The sequence below is a fragment of the Halomonas sp. DP5N14-9 genome (genome assembly GCF_019802175.1).
GTDB lineage: Bacteria > Pseudomonadota > Gammaproteobacteria > Pseudomonadales > Halomonadaceae > Halomonas > Halomonas litopenaei.
This window is the reverse complement of record NZ_JAHVHR010000002.1, coordinates 81,245-98,454: the sequence shown is the minus strand read 5'-3', so window position 1 is coordinate 98,454 and position 17,210 is coordinate 81,245. Positions and strand designations below refer to the sequence as shown.

Below are 17,210 nucleotides of genomic sequence, written 5' to 3'. Positions count from 1 at the left end.
GTGTGGCAAGGGTGACGAGCCGGCTGTTAGTCACACGTCGCTGCACGGTGAGCCTAGCCAGCATCGAAGGCCGGCAACACTTCCTCGGCCAGGCGATGCAGGGTCTCTTCCACCGGCGCCTGGTTGCGGCGCAGGTTCAGGCCGATGTGATTGACGCCGGCGGCCTGCATGGCCTCGAGCTCGGCGATCAATCCCTGGCTGCCGACCCTCAGCCCGAAGCGGTGGCGGCGAGGCGGCTCGTCCGCGCGCTCGGCCAGGTCCAGGTGCAGGAAGCTGATGTAGGGCTTGTCGCCGGCCACCTCGCGCCACAGGCCGACCCGACGGCGGTGGTCCTCCGGCGTGCCGGGGTAGGCCAGCCAGGCATCCATGTGCTGACCGACCCAGTCCGGGCGCTGCTGGGCCAGGCCGGCCACCAGCAGGGGCGGTGGCGTCGCCATCGGCAGCAGCGCCTGGCCGGCGTCCAGCCGCGCATCCTGATCGCCCCTCAGCACCGCGACGGCGTCGCGGAAGGCCTCACCGCGCTGCTCGAAGGGTATTCCGAACAGCGGATATTCCACCGGACGGTCACCGCTGGCGACACCCAGCAGCAGCCGGTCACCGCTGAGCTGTTGTACGCTGGCGGCGGCCTTTCTGACCAGCCAGGGCATGCGCAGCGGCAGCACCGCAGCGGCGGTGCCCAACAGTGCACGCTGCGTGGACGCCGCCAGATAGCCCAGGTAGGTGAACATCTCGAACACCTGACCGGCGTCGCCAAAGTGCGGGTCGTAGAGCGGTACATCGCGCAGCCACAGCGCACGAAAGCCGAGGCGATCGGCCAGCTGGACACGTTGAAGGTGTTCGCCCAGATCGGGGACGCCGAAGGCACGACCATCGCGCAGGCGGGCGGCTTCACCGGCGGGGCTCCAGTCATTGTCCAGCGCCAGCTCCAGGCCCAGGGTCAAGGGGCCACTGGTCAGTCGTTGCAAGCTCATCTTGGCTCCTGCCTCGAGGGGAGGCGTATCAGTTCGATAGAACGCTAGGCGCTGTCCGAAAAGTCGACGAGCGAAGGTTAGACAAGGCAAAAATCGGTGAGAAAGCGCAGTTTACGGGGTGTAAATGAGCATTTTGATCCGATTTTTAACGCCGTATTACCGAGCGCAGGCACTTTTCAGACAAGCCCTAATCGTTGTAATGGAGTGTGGCGCCGTCAGGGGCGGGGAAAAAGAGGCTCGCGGCGGAATCACTTTTTCGTTTGCGGCAACAATCGACACGAAACATCCGATGATGCTGGTGCAGGCACGGGGCAGGGCGACACCATTGAACCGATACCGGGAGTCCTGCTTCACTAGGACAATGGTATCGGCGATAAAGGTATCGGCGATAAAGGTATCGGCGATAAAGGTATCGCCGACTGGGGCCGGCTCAGGGAAGGGCAGCGGGCGATGCCACGGCGCAACGGGAGGAAACAATGAAAGACGAGACAACGCAGCAGGTCATCCTGGCCGGAGAGCCGATCGACGAGCACCAGGGCCACTATTCCGACGAGCGCTTCTGGGCCAAGGTCGGGCGCTACGCCAAGGCCGCCGGCGAGGTCACCCTGTCCCGGGCGCTGACGCTCTATTACGCCGCCCGGGACAAGGACACCCCCGTGTGGGCCAAGACCACCATCTACGGTGCGCTCGGCTACTTCATCTCACCGTTGGACGCCCTGCCGGATCTGACCCCGCTGGTCGGCTACACCGACGACATGGGCATGCTGGCGGTGGCGCTGATGACCGTGGCGGCCTACGTCAAGGATGAGCACAAGGACAGGGCCAGCGCTACCTTGAAACGCTGGTTTTCCTGATCAGCCCTCGACCTCCACGACCACCTTGCCGACGGCCTTGCCCGAGGTGAGGTGGGCGTAGGCCTTGCCGACGTCGGCCAGGGCGAAGCGATTGTCGTCCACCAGCGGCGTCAGTGCCCCCGAATCGATGATCTCGGCGAGCGTCGACAGGATGGTGCCGTGCACTTCCCGACCGACGTTGTGGATCATCGGAATCAGCATGAAGATCACGTGCAGCGAGGCGCCCTTGAAGTGCGCCGGCGTCATGTCCAGTTCGGCCAGCGACATGGTCGTCGCCACCTGGCCGTTGAGCTTGACCGCATTGAAGGAGTTGATCAGGTTGGGGCCGCCGACGCTGTCGAAGATGACGTCGAAGCCGGCACCATCGGTGTGCTGGTTGACGTAGTCATCGACGCTCTGGGTCTTGAAGTCGATGGCGGTGGCACCGAAGCCTTCGATCAGTTCGCGCTGATGCTCTCCCGAACCGGTGGCGTAGACCTCACACCCCAGATGGCGGGCAAGCTGCACCGCCACATGGCCGACGCCACCGGCACCGCCATGCACCAGTACTTTATCGCCGGTTCCTGCGCCTGCGCGGGTCAGGCCCTCGTAGGCGGTGATGGCGACCAGCGGCAGGGCCGCGGCGTCACGCATCGACAGGGAACGCGGTTTGTGCGCGATCAGTCGGGCGTCGGCGAGCATGTACTCGGCCAGACTGCCCTGCAGGTCGGTGAGCCCGCCGGCGCAGCCGTAGACCTCATCGCCCGGGGCGAAGCCGGTCACGCCTTCGCCGACTTCCTCGATGGTGCCGGCAAAGTCCATGCCGAGCACGGCCGGCAGATCCGGCGCGATCGGCAGCTCCTCCTGGCCCAGCTGACGGATCATGGTGTCGATGGTGTTGACGCTGGTGGCGGCGATACGCACCACCACCTGACCGGCGCTGACCTGGGGGCGAGGCAGGGTGGCGGATTCGAACGGCGCGTCCTCGCCGTAGCGGTTGAGGACCATGGCGGACATCGATGAGGTGGACATTGTCGGTCTCCTGTAGGGGGTGTGAATCGATGCCTACAGGATTGCCGATGCCGCCTTGGAAAAAAACGCCATGACCCGGGAATCAGTTTCTGGAAATCGCTGACAGTGCGCGCCGGCTACTGCGTAGTACGGCGTAGTACGGCGTAGTACGGCGTAGTGCTGTCAGTGCCTGTCCCAGATCGGTGGTGTGCCGATCTTCTCCAGCAGGAAGTCGATGAACACCCGGACCTTGGCGGTCAGCACGTTGGCTTTGGGGTAAACCAGCCAGATGGCGGAATGATCGTCGACCTCGTGGTCGGGCAGAACCCTGACCAGCGCTCCCTGTTCCAGGTCCTTGTGGATGCTCCACAGCGCATGCATGGTGATGCCGGTGCCCGCCACCGCGGCCACCCTCATGCTGGCGCCATCGTCGCAATAGACGCGGGGCTTGGCCCCGGCCGGGGGAAAGGTGTGAGGGGTGCGCATCCCGTTCTTTGATAACGCCCGCGGCGTGCCACCCTGAAAGGCCACCAGCCGATGGCTTTGCAGGTCCTGCGGCGTCCTGGGCACGCCGTGGCGCTTCAGGTAGTCGGGGGAGGCACACAGCACGCGCTTGTCGTCGGCCAGCTTGCGCGCCTTGAGGTTGCTGTCCTCGATCGGATAGTTGCGCAAGGCCAGGTCAAACCCACCCTCGATCAGGTTGGTCTGGGTATCCGACAGGCGCAACTCCAGGCTGACGCTGGGGTAGCGTTCGAGAAATTCCGGCAGGATCGGTGCGACATAGAGCTGGGCGAAGGTGCTGGAGGCGGCGAATCGCAGGCGCCCGGTCGCTTCTTCGCTGTCCTTGCCGAGGGCGGCGAGCCCGGCGTCCTCCTGGGCCAGCATCTCCTTGGCGAAGGGGAGAAAGGCCGCGCCCTCCTGGGACAGTGATACCTTGCGGGTAGAGCGATGCAGCAGGTCGGCACCGACCTGATGTTCCAGCTTGGATAGTCGAGCGCTGGCAACCGCCGGTGCGATGCCGAGTTGGCGTCCCGCCGCGCTGATATTCAGCGTCTCGGCCGCCAGTACAAACAGGCGTAGTCCATCTGTGTCCATTCACTAGGCTCCCGGTGACGTTGATGGCCTCGGCACCAGCTTAAGGCAAGCGCCACGCCGCAGATAGCGCGGTTCGCTGCAGGGCCGAGGCAAGGGCTTGAAAGGACCGCGTCGCGGTGGTGCTCCGGCGATGCCTTACCCTGCCTCGGCGATGCCTTACCCTGCCTCGGCGATGCCTTGACCATGCGCAGCGCCCCCCGGCCGGGCCGGGCGGCAGCACCGAGCGGCCCCCGGGGCAGAGACGCGGTATCGAGGCCGCACGAATTTTTCCAGGAGGCCGGGAGGCCGGGGGCACGGCGAACGCGAGGCGTCAGCAGGTCAGCGCGATGCGAAGTCGAAGCTGCCATCCGTGCGCACGTAGAACAGGCATTCGGCGTCCGAGGTGCAGGTCAAGAGCGGAGCCGAGTCGTCATTCGCGCTGAAATAGCTGCCAGAGGGAAGCGGTGACGAGCCCTGAATATCGGCCCCGCTCAGTTCGGCGTTGCCCTGGATGACAACTGCGCGCAAGGCATCACCCTCCCCGCTGATGGTCCCCGAGCCTCCTGCCGGGATCTTCAGCAGGGAGCCGTTGGCTTCTCCGGGCGCGGTGCTTCCCCAGAGAAAGGCTACTTCGGCGCCATTTTCCTGCGACTGGCCGGGTACCTCGAGCCAGTTGATGGCATCGGCATCTAGCCAGACCATATTGCCGGCTTCCAGGTTGACGGGCTTCTCGCCATTGTCGAAGGCCTGGTCCGAGGGCTGGACCAGGTAGGGGCCCTTCAGAATTTCCAGAAAGATGGTGGCGCCTTCTTCGGCGATGGCGGAGGTAATGTGGTCCTCGCCAGCCGGCTGGGTCCAGAACGACCCCGGACCCATCCACATGGTGGCGGCATCCGGGTCATCATTGTGCACGGCACCCTCGATGACGACCGCACGGTAGGTGATGTTGTGAATATGTGGGGGCGAGGCAAAGCCTTCCTTGAACTCGATGATGGCGCCACTGGGCACATCTTTGGTGATGTCGCCCCACAGCACGCTGGCCTGGGGACTGGCGTCGCCTCTGGCAGGGTTAAGTGGCTGTGGCGTCACCTCCGAGCGCAGCACCACCTCGGTGGCGGCGGTGGCCGGGCCGGCGATCGAGAGCGTTGCCATCGCGACGCCGGTGGCAAGCAAGGGAAGAGCAGACAGGCGCATGGGGTCACTCCTGAGAAGACGCTGGACGGACGGCAGGGGCCGGATCTTCGGAATGCGAGGGTCGGCAACCGAACCCTCGTTCAAGGCTCCGCAGGGAGGAGCATGGTTACCGGCCCAGCAGTGAGGCGATGAACGGTATCGGCTGGGGTTGGGGGGATAAACCGCCTATATTCGAAAAATAAATCCGGAGAATCCGAATAATGCTCGTTCACAACATGCGCCTCTTCCTGACCATCGTGGAAAAGGGCAGCCTGGTGGCGGCGGCCAGAGAGACGGGGCTTTCCAGTACCACCGTGTCCGAGCGCCTGGCGTCGCTGGAGCAGTACTTCGGCGTGGTGCTGATCAATCGCACGACCCGCTCCATCAGCCTCACCGAAGAAGGCCGTACCCTGGTCGAGGGCGCCAAGCAGGTGCTGGCAGAGCTTGAGGAGCTGGAATCCCGCATTCGTCATGGCGCCCAGACCCTGTCCGGGCCGATTCGCATCAGCGTGCCCATCGACCTGGGCCGCGGGGTGGTGTCCCAGGTGATGGCGAACTTTGCCCGCGAAAACCCGGATGTATCGCTCGAACTGTCGCTGTCGGACGGTTTCACCGATATCGTCGGTCAGGGCTTTGATCTGGCGCTTCGGTTCGGGCAAGTGCTGGACAGCAGCCTGCGCATTCGCCAGCTGGGATCGTTTCGCCGGATCGTCTGTGCCGCCCCTACCTACCTGGAGCGCCATGGCGTTCCTGGCATCCCCACGGAACTCGCACAGCACAACTGCCTGGTGATGCGTTTTGGTGCGGCGCTGGACAACGTCTGGAGCTTTGGGCCTGAGGACGCACCGCAGCAGGTGACGGTAAAGGGCAATCGGATCGCCAACGACGGCTCACTGGTGCGCCAGTGGGCGGTGGAAGGTCATGGCATCTGCCTCAAGTCCGAGCTGGACGTCCAGGAAGACCTTGAACAGGGGCGGCTGGTGCCACTGCTCGAGGACGTGGCGGCGCCGCCCAAGCCCTTGCAGCTGATGTTTCCTCCCGCTCGCGACCAACCCCGGCGGGTGAAGGCGTTCGCCGAAGCGCTCTGCCAGGAGCTGTCCGTGAGAGAGCAGGCCGCCACGGCCCACAGGGCTGGCAGAGAGAACCGGTAAAGAGAGCTGGTAGAGAGCTAGCAGAGGGAACTGGTAGAGAGCTGGTAGAGAGAGCTAGCAGAGGGAACTCTGGTCGAGAGAGCTGGCACTGGCGGGCGTCTTGTCGGGGGAGAGAATGTGAGGGAAGTGCCTGAAAGGGCAAAAATTGGTCCCCATTATACGGATTTTGCGAATTCTGAAACCGGAAAGCGGCCATTCTGAAGCCATCTCGACTGGGCTAAGTTGGTCCGAGTGTCATCGAGCTGAATGGTAGCCACGGGAGGCCGGCGTGCAAGGCGCAGAATGGCTCGACCATCCGCAGTGCCAGGCCGGCGACGGATTCACGAATCTGTCCGAGGGGATTGTCATGCAGTACAGAAATTTCACTACCTTTAACGTGTCGGTACGCCGAGGTGCCGCCTGGGTGACCTTCCTGGATGCCCCTCTGGACCCGAGTGGTGCCATCTTTCTCGACGAGATGAGCAAGCTGCTGGATCATCTCGAGCGCGATGCCAGAATCGATGCCATCGTCTTTCAGTCTCGGTTCCCTGAAGTGTTCTCGCGCCTGGCGGGATACCAGATATTGAAGGGTGCCTCATCCCCCCAGGTCGGCGATGACGACAGCAGAAAGCGTGAGTTCAAGTGTCTTCTTGCGCGAATCGAAGACCTCCCGCAGACCACCATCGCCAAGGTGGAAGGCATGGCCCGGTATGGAGGCCACGAGCTCGTCATGGCGTGTGACGTACGCATTGCCGCAAGAGGCCTTGCGAGATTCGTGCCGATGGAGGTGGGCTTGACGGGGCTGCTGGCCCGTGGCGAGTCTTACGGGCACGAGAATCGTGTGGGTCCGGTCGGTGGACTGAGTTCCTTGCTGGGTAGCCGAGACTACGGAGCCGATCAGGCGGAATATCTTGGCACCATTCACCGTGCCCTGGATCCGGAAGATGTCGCCGCCTATGTCGATGATCTGGTGAGACGGCTGACGGGCCAGACCGCCGTGACAGACGAGCGACGAGACATCGACCCTGCGTCGACACCCCTGCACGATAGCCCAAGGGAAGATGCACAGACGGATTACCCAGGCTTCGCCCTGGCCTAGGGCTTGTCTGAAAAGTGCCTGCGCTCGGTAATACGGCGTTAAAAATCGGATCAAAATGCTCATTTACACCCCGTAAACTGCGCTTTCTCACCGATTTTTGCCTTGTCTAACCTTCGCTCATCGACTTTTCGGACAGCGCCTAGTCGAGAGGAATGACGCGCGACCTGACGCACAGTGCAGCGCGCGACATGACAGACGGTATGACGAGCCCGGTGTGAACCTCCCGGGTCGGCAGGATCATGGCTTCCCGCGTGCGAACGTGCCGACATCGACAGCACGATCCTTGATGTAACGTTCTGTTGTTTAATTGCTTTCTTTTGGATGTTTTTCCGTTTTGCCGGTCATTGGTGAGATAGGCTGGGGGCGCCGATAGCTCGGCGACTTTTCACCAAAAAAAGACGGGAAGGATCCATGTCACGACACCTCTTGCTTGCCTCTCTGCTGATCGCGGTATCCACCAGCGCCATGGCCAGCGACCTCAAGCCTGGACAATGGGAAATTATCCAAAGCATGTCAGGTGACCAGATGCCTGAGCAGATGACTCAGGAGACGACCGAGACGCAGTGCATGACCGCGGAAGAATCCAGTGACATGATCGCCACGTTGCGCGAGGACTGGACATCGTCTGGTTGCGAAGACATCAAGATCAGACGCGATGGCGATACCATCGATGCCCAGGCAACCTGTCCCGCCGGCGTTCGCACGACCACCTTCGATGCCAGTATCACGATGCACAGTGACGAGCACTTCAATAGCATGATCGAGATGGACAACGGCCAGCAGGTCACCATCGAGCAGGAAGGTCACTGGGTCGGCGAGAACTGCGAAAGCTAAGCCAAGCCAAGTAGCCAAGCCAAGTAAGCCAAGCACGGCCCTCGAATCCCTTGGCCTGCACCATGGCTGATCAAGCAGAAGGCCCGCCTATGGCGGGCCTTCTGCTTTTCTCCATCAAGGCGATAGCGAGTGAGGGCGTTGCCACCTGGCCAGGTGCCCTCACACATTCTCGGGCGGGATCGGTAGTTACTGCGCCTTCTCGATATCACCTGGCTTCCAGCTACCATCCAGCGCCGGTTCGGCGGGGGCATAGAGGCGCAGGATGGCGAAGAAGCCGCGCCCCGGGGCGGTGGCGAGCCAGTTGTCCTGCTGGCCCTCCGGGGCCTCGGGACCGAGATAAAGCTGGGTGCTGCCGTCATCCTCCTGGGCGGGTTCATCGAGCTTGCCGAGCGAGGGAAACGGTTGGCCATTGTCGAGGCCAGAGGCATTCTCCGCCTCGTACAGCGTCACCGACCAGAACAGTTCCGCCGGGATATCGGGGGGCAGTGTCAGGGTGTAGTGCTGGTCGCCGACCAGTGGCTCGCCGTCCGCATCCTCGAAGGCGATCATGTAGAAGGCGCCCTTGCCGGGGGTCATCGACACCATGCCGGGGCTGATCGAGAAGTAGTCGGTGAAGAACCAGGCGCGAGCGTCCAGTTCACGGTATCCCGCCTCGCTCGACATCCAGTCGAGCCCGACCGGCACGTCGGGCCAGCGGGCCGAGACGTTGTTGACCGGATTCAGCCATTGGCGGTCCTCGTAGACGCGGAAGTCCTCGCCGTTCAGACCGTGCTGGAAGCCGATGACGCGGCTGGTCTTGTAGCCGGTCTGGGCGGCGGCTTCCAGTGTCTTTCGGGTCGACTCATCCGGGGCGAAGTCCCGATCCGAGGCGATACCGATACCCTCGAGCATGCCCAGCCAGTCGGGGCCGGCAAGGGCTTCTCCTTCGGTATCGACCAGATACTTGAGCTGGTCGAATGCCGTGGCATCGGAGCGCGGCAGCATGTTGTAGGAGCCGCCCGCGGCGTCCGGGAATTCCATCGGCCTGGCGCTATCCTTCTCGCCGAGGGGATAGATCAGCGACTGTTTCAACAGGTCCGTCGCCGGCGCGATGTTGTCGAGGGACTGATAGAACGAGCGCAGGAAGAAGAAGACGTTATTGGTGCCCGAGCGATAGACGTAGTGATCCTCGGGAACGTCGCCCTCCCAGCCCGGCGGCACGATCAGGAAGTTGCCGCCCTCGCCACCGTCTGGCCCCGGCAGGCCCAGATCACCGAAGTATTCGCCGCCGTCGACGGGAATCGGGCGTTGCCAGGCATCCAGCAGGATACCCTGCAGCTTCGGTGGCGCCTCGAAGACCAGCGGGCCGCTCTCGCCCAGGTCTGCGAATACCATGCCGTAGATCAGGTCCGAGTTGGGCGTCGTGATCAGCGTCCTGGCGTCCAGGCGCTCGGTCCAGATGGGCATGACGTTGTAGCCGGTGCCGAAGGCCTCCGCCGCGCCGTCGCGCATTCCCATGGTGTTCAACAGTGGCAGCGCCCATAAATAGGTCTGTGTCGCTCGCTGGAAGGTCAGCTCCTCCATCAACTGCTGGGCGGTCTGCGCGGCGGGACGGTTCTGTTCAAAGGGCAGGTTGGCAAGTTCTGTCGCGCGCTCGGACTGGGCCAATGCGACCGGTGTCAGGGCCAGTGGCAGGGTCAGGGCAAGACCGGCGCACAGAAGGGGTCTGGACAGGCATTTCATGATCGGCTCCCGCGGCGTGAAAAGGGGCGACCCGCCGGCAAGGGCGGCGGGTCGAACAGGGGATTACTCGACGAGTTCAAAGTCCGGGAGTGAGAAGGACTTGTCGAAGAAGGCCTGGCCTGGTGCGTAGAGGCGGAAGTACACGAACCAGCCATCATCCTCGACCGTCTTCATGTGATTGCTTTCCAGGCCGTCCGGGGCATCTGGACCGATGTAGAGATCGATGGAGCCGTCTTCGTTGTACTGGAGCTGTTCCATGCGGCTGTCGAGGCTGACATCGGAGATCTCCGTTCCTCCGTTGTCATAGGGGCGGCGAGTGTCTTCGCTGTAGAGCGTCAGCGACCAGAACTGCTCCACCGGAACCTCCGCCGGGACATGCAGCACGTAGTTGCGATCGGCGCGCAGCATGTCGCCGTTGGCGTCACGCTTGGTGGTCATGTAGACCTGTCCCGCGCCGGGCGTCGGGTTGACCATTCCCTCGCTGGAGCCGACCGCCTCGTAGAACCAGGTCGCACGTTCGTCGATCTGCTGCAGCGTATCGGTGGCCTGGGCGACGACGAAGTCGAAGCTCTTGTACCAGGAGGTGCCCTCCCACCAGACATCCGCATAGCGCGGATTCACCTGCAGGTTGCGGGTCATCAGCTCACCCAGGGCCGCGCCCTGCAGCAGGATCTCTCGCTGGCGCTCGTCCGGTGCAAAGGCCTCGCCCTTGATGATGCCGAGCGGCGCGAGCATCGCCATCCACGCCTTGTCGATCTCGCGCACCGGCTCTTCGTCGATGATCGAGGCGAGCTTTTCCCAGTAGGCGAGGCCCCGTGGGGCGGTGGCGCTCCACTCGACGTCCTTGCACTTGACGAAGGTGCTGGGCGAGGTGTCACCCACAGGCCCCATCTGGTATTGGGACACATAGGTGTCGTAGTAGGCCGGGTCGGGATCGAGGATACGGATGCCCACCAGCACGTTGTTCGTCTCGCTCTGGAAGACGTGGGCATCTTCCTCGCTGTACTCGTCGGGATCGTCACCGGGGCCGACCACGATGTAGGTCGCGCCTTCGCCCTTGTCGGGGCCGGTCAGGCCGAGGTCGAAGACCGGGCGCATCCACATGTCGAGCACGCCGCCGGCGGTCTGGCCGGGTGGGTAGTCGATCTGCACCGGTCCATCGGAAAGATCGGTGAAGTTGAAGATGTAGGGGGTGGTCAGGTTGGCGGTGACGATGCCGCGTTTTTCCCTGAGCGTCTCGAGGACGGCAAAGGCACCGGGGTCATCGGTACCGAAGGCTTCGCCCTGGTTGTCCCGCCAGGTCGTCGTGCTGACCAGCGGCGTCGACCAGATATAGGCCTGGGCGGCCCGCTGTACGTCCATGGTGTCGAACAGTCGCTGCGACGCCTGTTCATCGAAGTAGCTGTCCTGCAGTTCGATCTCGCCGGCGGGCGTCTCGATCACCTCGTCGCCCTTGAGGGTTGCCTGATCGAGTGGAACGGCCGACTGCGCAAGCCCCGAAGCGCAGAGCAGCGCCCCGGCGACGGTGGCCGTGGTCATGTGACGAAGCATCTTCCCGAACTCCCTTTCTGTTATCGATGGTGGTCTGAGCCGGGCGGAGTTCGCCTCCATCCCGCTAATCCGCGCCGTCGTGCTGTCGATCCGATCGTGCCTGGTGTCGTCCGAACCTCGAGTGGATGGGGGATATCACGCATCGACAGGACGCAACAAAGCCCTCCCGGCGCAGCGCCTGATTCGCCACAGCTCGAGAATCGTCTTCAAAATATTTCTGATTTAGAAAACTGGCACAGAGCCCGATATCCCGCCACTAAGCCGCCTTCGGGCCGCTGCTGTTTCTGCATAGTACTTTCGAATGGGGCTGTGGAGCGCTTCCTGGGGGAGGGGGCAGGGGAAAGGTCAGGGGGGGGGCAGTCAGCCAGAAGCGGACGTTTAGCCAGAGAAGATAACGCCTGCATTACGGGCCGGTTTGGAGCGAAGCGGAAACCGGTCCCGTTGATGCACTGGTTAAATCATTTTCGGCGCCGGTTCTTTCGCCTTGCGCCCTTCTGATTGTTTCTTTTATTTTTTCGTTCTTTTTCTTTTTGTCGCTTTTCGCGGTTATCAGTGCTTTTTCTTTCTACCGGATATTGGTAGTGCCTCTCGCTTTTTTCTATTACATTAGTTTCTTTAAATAGCCCAAGTTTTTCACGCACGTCTCGCGCTTCCGCGTAGTCATCTTCAGACCAAGTATCTGTATCAATGTATATCATATCTTCACTACCACCATTTGAGCCGGGGGGATCGGTGGCGACTCCAACCACGATTCTCCGTTCAGTCTTAAGCAGCTTTGCGGACTGACAGTATGCGATGAGAAGCCCAGCTCGAAATTCTCGATATTCCCGGTAGGACTCGAAATGTCCGGAAATAGGTAGTACTAGCCAGACATACATAGTCTCAGGATTGGTTGGGGATAGCAGGAGACGGACGCCCCTCTCGTCTGGATTTAAAGACCTGATTTTCTGGTGTATTGAATCTGCTAAGATTCGACGTCCAACTCTCGACTCGGAAGCAAATTCCCTAATGCCAAGGGTAACCGAGTCGAAGTCTTCAGCGTTGCTGAAGTGCCACGTATTGTTTTTCGCATGTTGACCAAAATACTCGATGAATCTGTCAATAAAGTAAGAAGATGCGTCAAGCTCCTTGCCTTTCTTATATTGAGGTAAATCCTTTATTTCGTCATAGATGCCCTCATCTACAATAATGAGGTCCTCGTCGTTAACATAGAAACCTGGGTCACGATCCTTGTTCGATTGCGATAAATAAAACCCTAGAAGATCCTCTTCACCTGCCGAAATAGCTAAACGGCCCGACGAAACCAATGCTTCCTTATCAGATAGATAGCTGGTAAAGTCGTAAACCGTATCTAGCTCTCGCATCAAAGTATCTAGTGCTAAATCGTCCAGCACATGAACGAAGCCTTTCTCAGGATTTACCGACCCAACTTGGAAAGGAGTTTTCTCCATTTCCTTCCCGATTAATGCCGGGTTGAGCATCAAAGACCCTGATCCCGAAGCATGTTTTCTGAACCTTTCTACTGCGTTTCTTGCGACCAGTATTCGATGAATTCTTATTTGGTCGTTGGAAGGGAAAGAAATCGGAAAGGGTTGAGTACATTTTCGATCTAAAAATATTCGACCAGGGTGCTCGCAAAGAAATTTTTCGGCACCAAACACTTGAGGCGCGGATTTTAATACTGCCTTTCTTACCCAGCGCCCCCAGTCTACTTCCAAATCACCGGTATCTTTAAAGGCAATATCTTTGTCAGAGAAAATGATTACGTGTTCTTTGAAAACAACAAGAAGGTCACAAAGTTCTTTACCATCGCCACTCTCGGCTTTCTTCCCTTCGTCTGTGTACAGGTTCGGAAAACACCAGGGACTTAGAAAGGTATTTTTACCTAGCCAAGCGAGATAACGCTCTGAGGCTGTCACTCCCTGTGCTTCTTCTTGCTCTTCACTCATTGCTTTCCTTCGATTTAACAGGTGTTCGACAGCCGGCTCGTTTCATTGACTTGAACGCGTCGGCACGTTCATTCGGGTTATACCGCGCGCCATATCCACACCTAACCGTCTGAAAATCAGGAAAATTAAGTATAGCTTGGTAGTATAATATCAATTATCGTTCCAGCCTCATAACACCGATGACCGAGCACGCTGCCTTTGCCGGCATGTCCGCTTTGTGTCGTAAGCAGGCTCCGGACCAGTCAGGCCCTTCTAAGCCACCTCGTTGCGAACTTGGCATAGATTTATCCTTTCCGCCACTGACGCTACTCCAACGCGTAGCATCCTCAGCATAAATTCGCGTGATTCCGCATGAGTCCTCGTAACCCTCTATAACTGTCAGAGCCTAGTAGTGGTGCGTGTTGGCGGCCAGCGCATGAGTGCATTAAAACCGACGGGTTTAGCGCGCAGGCGGGGCGGGGTGTCGAGAGCGCGCCAGGGTCGCGCGTTTGATAGGGCTCAAAACGGATCAACCCCGCCGTATGGCGGGGTTGATGGGTAGGGCGCTTCCCAGAGTTGCCTCCAGCTCCTCAGGCGTCTCGCTGTCGCCCTGCAGTTCTGGATGGCCTCTCTCGGTATTTTACCGCTCAGCTCTGGAATCTCTGTTCAGTAGTTGTCGCTGGTGTGAGTTAGCGGTAGCAACTTGAGGAAGAGAGCACCGATAGCGGCCAATTGTCTCTGCTCAATCTCATGTTTGACCTGTTGGGTTTCCTGCTGGTCGAGGTGGCTGAAAGCTCCTCTAAGGGCTGCTTGCTGTTGTCGGTCTGATGGCCGGTGTCGATCTTGTGGCAACACCGAATTGGGCTAAAAACAAGGCGTGGGTCATCTTTGAGCAGCAGGATTGATGAGGTGCAAAAGTATGGTTGAGCCCGGGCAGGAAGGGCTTGCAGCAACATCTAGCAGCAACAATCGGGGAGAAAAGCGCCGGAATTTCAGGGGAGGGGGCATGGATCGCAGAGCTGACATGGCGCCCTCTGCAGGATTCGAACCTGCGACCTGCCGCTTAGGAGGCGGCTGCTCTATCCTGCTGAGCTAAGAGGGCGTTGGGGCGGCATTATAAGCGGCTGACTCGCCAAGATAAACCCGCAGTTGGCAGGGAAGGTGGCTGGGACGGTGGCTGGGACGGTGGCAGGGAAGCTGATCCGGGCGGGTGTCAGCGCTGGCCTGGCTCGGTAGAATGCGCGCCACGGCTCTTTGTTATCCACACCTGTCTGGCGTTTTCGATGTCTCAACACCCCACGAGTGACGCTGCCGTCACTCCCGCTGCTGGTTCTGTCGCTGCTTCTGATGCTGCCGCTTCTGTTGCTGGTCATGCGTCCGGCGGCGCGCCGCTGTCTGTCCATGGCGATCGCCACTTCGATGGACTGGCGGACAAGTTCTCGGCGTCGCTCTACGGGCACCTGCGCGGCGAGCTGCGCCTGTCGTTGCTGGACCGTCTGCTGCCGGAGATGCTCGACCTCGAAGGCCAGCCGGTGCTGGACGTGGGCGCGGGGCTCGGTCAGCAGGCCCAGTGGTTTCTCGAGCGCGGGCATGCGGTGACGCTGGCCGAGCCCGCCGGCGAAATGCTCGACCGGGCCCGAGAGGCGATCGACGCCCAGGGCGTCGAGGCGTCCCGGGTCCGCTATCTGACGTCGCCGCTGCAGGACCTGGCGGGCGAGGCCCCTGGGCCCTGGCCGCTGGTGGTGTGCCACGCGGTGCTCGAATGGCTGGGCGACCCCAGGGCGGCCATCGATCGTCTGGCCGCGCTGATGGCGCCGGGGGCGCAACTGTCGCTGATGGTGTTCAACCGCGACGCCCTGCGGCTATCCAACGTGGTCAAGGGCAACCTGGACAAGGCGCTGGAGGATCGGCTCGAGGGCAAGGGACAGCGCCAGCGACTGACACCGATCTCGCCGCTGACCCATGACCAGGTGATGGCCTGGACCGAAGAAGCCGGGCTTCGTTGCGAGGGCGTGGCGGGGATCAGGGTGTTCCACGATTACCTGCGCCACCCGCCCCAGAACGACAAGGAACTCGACAAGCTGGTGGCGCTGGAGCACGCCTACTGCCGCCTGGACCCCCACTGGCGGCTGGGCCGCTATCTGCTCTATACCTTCCGCCGTCCGGCCGACCCCGAGGGGCGTCCATCGCCGCGCGACGGCGGCGCTGACACCCGTGAGGAGACCCCGACATGAGTGCCGAAACCCCGGTTTGCCAACTGCTCGAGCGTCAGGACGCCGACTATCGCGGCTGGTGGTGGGTGGCGCCGCCTCGGGATAGCTGGCTCGAGCAGGGCGAAGGGACCCTGATCAGCGCCGATGTGTCGGTGCGTGCTGCCTGGCAGGCCCAGGGGCGCCCGGCGCTGTCGCCGTTCTCGCCCGAGGCGTCGCCGCCGCCCGGTGTGGTGCTGTTCTGGCCCAAGTCCCATGCCCTGGGGGAGTGGTGGCTATTGTGGCTGTGTCGGGTATTGCCCGAGGGCACGCCGATGCAACTGGTGGGCGAGCACCAGGGCGGCATCAAGCGGGTACTCAAGGTGCTGGCGGCTCTGGGCATGGGCTGTCGCAAGCTCGACAGCGCCCGGCGCTGCTCGCTGTTCGCGACCCGCTCGGCGCCCCAGCCCCTCGATCCAGAAGCGGTGTGGACGCGCTTCGAGGCCGCCGGCCTGACGCTGGCAAGCCACCCGGGCGTCTTCGGACACGGAAAGTTCGACGAGGGCACGGGGCTGCTGATCGAGCAGCTAGAGACCGCCTTGCCCCGGGGCCAGGTGCTCGACATGGGCTGCGGTGACGGCATTCTGGCGGCCTGGATGGCGCAGCAGGGGCGTGATGTCACCGCGGTGGATGTCAGCTCCTTTGCGGTGGAAGCGACCCGGCGCTCGCTGGCGGCCAATGGGCTAAACGGCGAGGCGCTGGAAAGCGACGTCTACTCGGCGCTGGCGGGTCGTCGCTTCGACGCCATCGTCTCGAATCCGCCGTTTCATCAGGAGCGCTCCATCGACTACGGTCCGGCGGCCCGTCTGATCCAGGAGGCGCCGCAGCACCTGACGCCGGGCGGGCAATTGATCCTGGTGGCCAACGCCTTCCTGCCCTACGCAGATCCCCTGGAGAAGGCCTTCGGCGGCTTCGAGATTCTGGCCGACAATGGCCGCTTTCGGGTCTACCGTGCCCGCCTCGCCAGGGGCTAGGTGCCAGCCGGGCTAGGCGTCTGTCGGGCTAGGTGTTCTGACCCGGCGTGCGGTAGTGGATCTCGGTGATCAGCCAGGTGGTCTCCCCGCCGGGGGCGGCCACCGTCACTTCGTCGTCCAGCGACTTGCCCAGCAGCGCCTTGGCCAGCGGCGCGTCGACGCTGATCCAGCGCTTGCTGGTGTCGGTCTCGTCGTGGCCGACGATGCGCACTGACATCTCTTCGCCGTCTTCGTCCTCCAGGGTGACGAAGGCGCCGAAGAACACCCGATCGGTGTCCGCCGGCAGGCGGTCCACCACCTGCAACTCATCCAGGCGTTTGGTCAGGTAGCGAATGCGACCGATGACCCGGTTGAGTTCCTTCTTGTTGTAGGTGTAGTCGGCGTTCTCGCTGCGGTCGCCAAGGGCCGCCGCCTCGCCGACCTTGGCCGATAGCTGCGGTCGCTTGACCCGGCTCAGGTGGTCGAGAATGCCCCTCAGGCGCTCGGCACCTTCCAGGGTGATCAGGTTGCTCTTGGGTTCCTGACGGGGATCCTTCGCCGGGTCACGCCAGCGAGTCATGTTGCGGCCTTTCATGGCGATCCTCGGTGCGTCGTTGAATCAGACAAGGTCCACGAGGGTGCCGCGACTTGGGTCAGGTCGCAAGCGCTTTGGGTGGTGGGG

The 17,210-nt window shown here is 61.8% G+C and carries 14 protein-coding genes and 1 tRNA gene; 6 read left to right on the top strand and 9 right to left on the bottom strand.

The window, feature by feature from the left end:
* Window positions 1-53: 53 nt before the first annotated feature.
* The gene (locus KUW00_RS02040) at window positions 54-971 is read right to left on the bottom strand and encodes a TIGR03571 family LLM class oxidoreductase (RefSeq protein WP_222568139.1); all 918 of its coding nucleotides are present in this window, start codon (window positions 969-971) and stop codon (window positions 54-56) included.
* A gap of 476 nt (window positions 972-1,447) precedes the next feature.
* On the opposite strand from KUW00_RS02040, the gene KUW00_RS02035 reads away from it, so the two are divergent.
* Window positions 1,448-1,825: a YkvA family protein gene (locus KUW00_RS02035; protein WP_222568138.1), complete on the top strand. Its 378-nt coding sequence runs from the start codon at window positions 1,448-1,450 to the stop codon at window positions 1,823-1,825.
* Here KUW00_RS02035 and KUW00_RS02030 read toward each other — a convergent pair whose 3' ends face one another.
* From KUW00_RS02030 to KUW00_RS02020, 3 genes are all read right to left on the bottom strand, one after another.
* Window positions 1,826-2,836 carry a zinc-dependent alcohol dehydrogenase family protein gene (locus KUW00_RS02030; protein ID WP_261391945.1) on the bottom strand — a complete coding sequence of 337 codons (1,011 nt, stop codon included), beginning with the start codon at window positions 2,834-2,836 and terminating at the stop codon, window positions 1,826-1,828.
* A gap of 162 nt (window positions 2,837-2,998) precedes the next feature.
* Complete coding sequence (locus KUW00_RS02025) at window positions 2,999-3,910, bottom strand: LysR family transcriptional regulator (protein WP_222568137.1); 912 nt, start codon at window positions 3,908-3,910, stop codon at window positions 2,999-3,001.
* 318 nt (window positions 3,911-4,228) lie between these two features.
* Window positions 4,229-5,083: a DUF4437 domain-containing protein gene (locus tag KUW00_RS02020; protein WP_222568136.1), complete on the bottom strand. Its 855-nt coding sequence runs from the start codon at window positions 5,081-5,083 to the stop codon at window positions 4,229-4,231.
* A 200-nt stretch (window positions 5,084-5,283) separates the two neighbouring features.
* On the opposite strand from KUW00_RS02020, the gene KUW00_RS02015 reads away from it, so the two are divergent.
* The 3 genes from KUW00_RS02015 (at window position 5,284) to KUW00_RS02005 (ending at window position 8,125) form a co-directional block, all read left to right on the top strand.
* The gene (locus KUW00_RS02015; protein ID WP_222568135.1) at window positions 5,284-6,213 is read left to right on the top strand and encodes a LysR family transcriptional regulator; all 930 of its coding nucleotides are present in this window, start codon (window positions 5,284-5,286) and stop codon (window positions 6,211-6,213) included.
* Between the two features lie 346 nt (window positions 6,214-6,559).
* Window positions 6,560-7,291, top strand: coding sequence for an enoyl-CoA hydratase/isomerase family protein (locus tag KUW00_RS02010; protein ID WP_222568134.1), 732 nt, complete (start codon window positions 6,560-6,562; stop codon window positions 7,289-7,291).
* A 411-nt stretch (window positions 7,292-7,702) separates the two neighbouring features.
* Window positions 7,703-8,125, top strand: coding sequence for a DUF3617 domain-containing protein (locus tag KUW00_RS02005; protein WP_222568133.1), 423 nt, complete (start codon window positions 7,703-7,705; stop codon window positions 8,123-8,125).
* Between the two features lie 186 nt (window positions 8,126-8,311).
* On the opposite strand, the gene KUW00_RS02000 is transcribed toward KUW00_RS02005, so the two are convergent.
* The 4 genes from KUW00_RS02000 to KUW00_RS01985 all read right to left on the bottom strand — a co-directional run bounded on the left by KUW00_RS02000 (window position 8,312) and on the right by KUW00_RS01985 (window position 14,428).
* A complete protein-coding gene (locus KUW00_RS02000; protein WP_222568132.1) occupies window positions 8,312-9,847 on the bottom strand; it encodes a DUF1254 domain-containing protein in 1,536 nt (511 codons plus the stop codon).
* A 63-nt stretch (window positions 9,848-9,910) separates the two neighbouring features.
* Window positions 9,911-11,398 (bottom strand): DUF1254 domain-containing protein, encoded by a 1,488-nt coding sequence (locus KUW00_RS01995; protein ID WP_222568131.1) that lies wholly within the window; start codon window positions 11,396-11,398, stop codon window positions 9,911-9,913.
* A 458-nt stretch (window positions 11,399-11,856) separates the two neighbouring features.
* On the bottom strand, window positions 11,857-13,347 hold the full coding sequence (locus tag KUW00_RS01990; RefSeq protein WP_222568130.1) for a hypothetical protein: 1,491 nt from the start codon (window positions 13,345-13,347) through the stop codon (window positions 11,857-11,859).
* Window positions 13,348-14,351: 1,004 nt separating this feature from the next.
* A tRNA-Arg gene (locus tag KUW00_RS01985) sits at window positions 14,352-14,428 on the bottom strand.
* A gap of 181 nt (window positions 14,429-14,609) precedes the next feature.
* Here KUW00_RS01985 and KUW00_RS01980 point away from each other — a divergent pair.
* Both KUW00_RS01980 and KUW00_RS01975 read left to right on the top strand, forming a co-directional pair.
* Window positions 14,610-15,560 carry a methyltransferase domain-containing protein gene (locus KUW00_RS01980; protein ID WP_222568129.1) on the top strand — a complete coding sequence of 317 codons (951 nt, stop codon included), beginning with the start codon at window positions 14,610-14,612 and terminating at the stop codon, window positions 15,558-15,560.
* Window positions 15,557-16,549 (top strand): methyltransferase, encoded by a 993-nt coding sequence (locus tag KUW00_RS01975; protein WP_222568128.1) that lies wholly within the window; start codon window positions 15,557-15,559, stop codon window positions 16,547-16,549. Before KUW00_RS01980 ends, KUW00_RS01975 begins: the two co-directional genes overlap by 4 nt.
* Window positions 16,550-16,577: 28 nt before the next feature.
* On the opposite strand, the gene greB is transcribed toward KUW00_RS01975, so the two are convergent.
* Window positions 16,578-17,123, bottom strand: a complete 546-nt coding sequence (greB, locus tag KUW00_RS01970) for a transcription elongation factor GreB (protein WP_083970608.1) — start codon at window positions 17,121-17,123, stop codon at window positions 16,578-16,580.
* Between the last annotated feature and the right edge of the window lie 87 nt (window positions 17,124-17,210).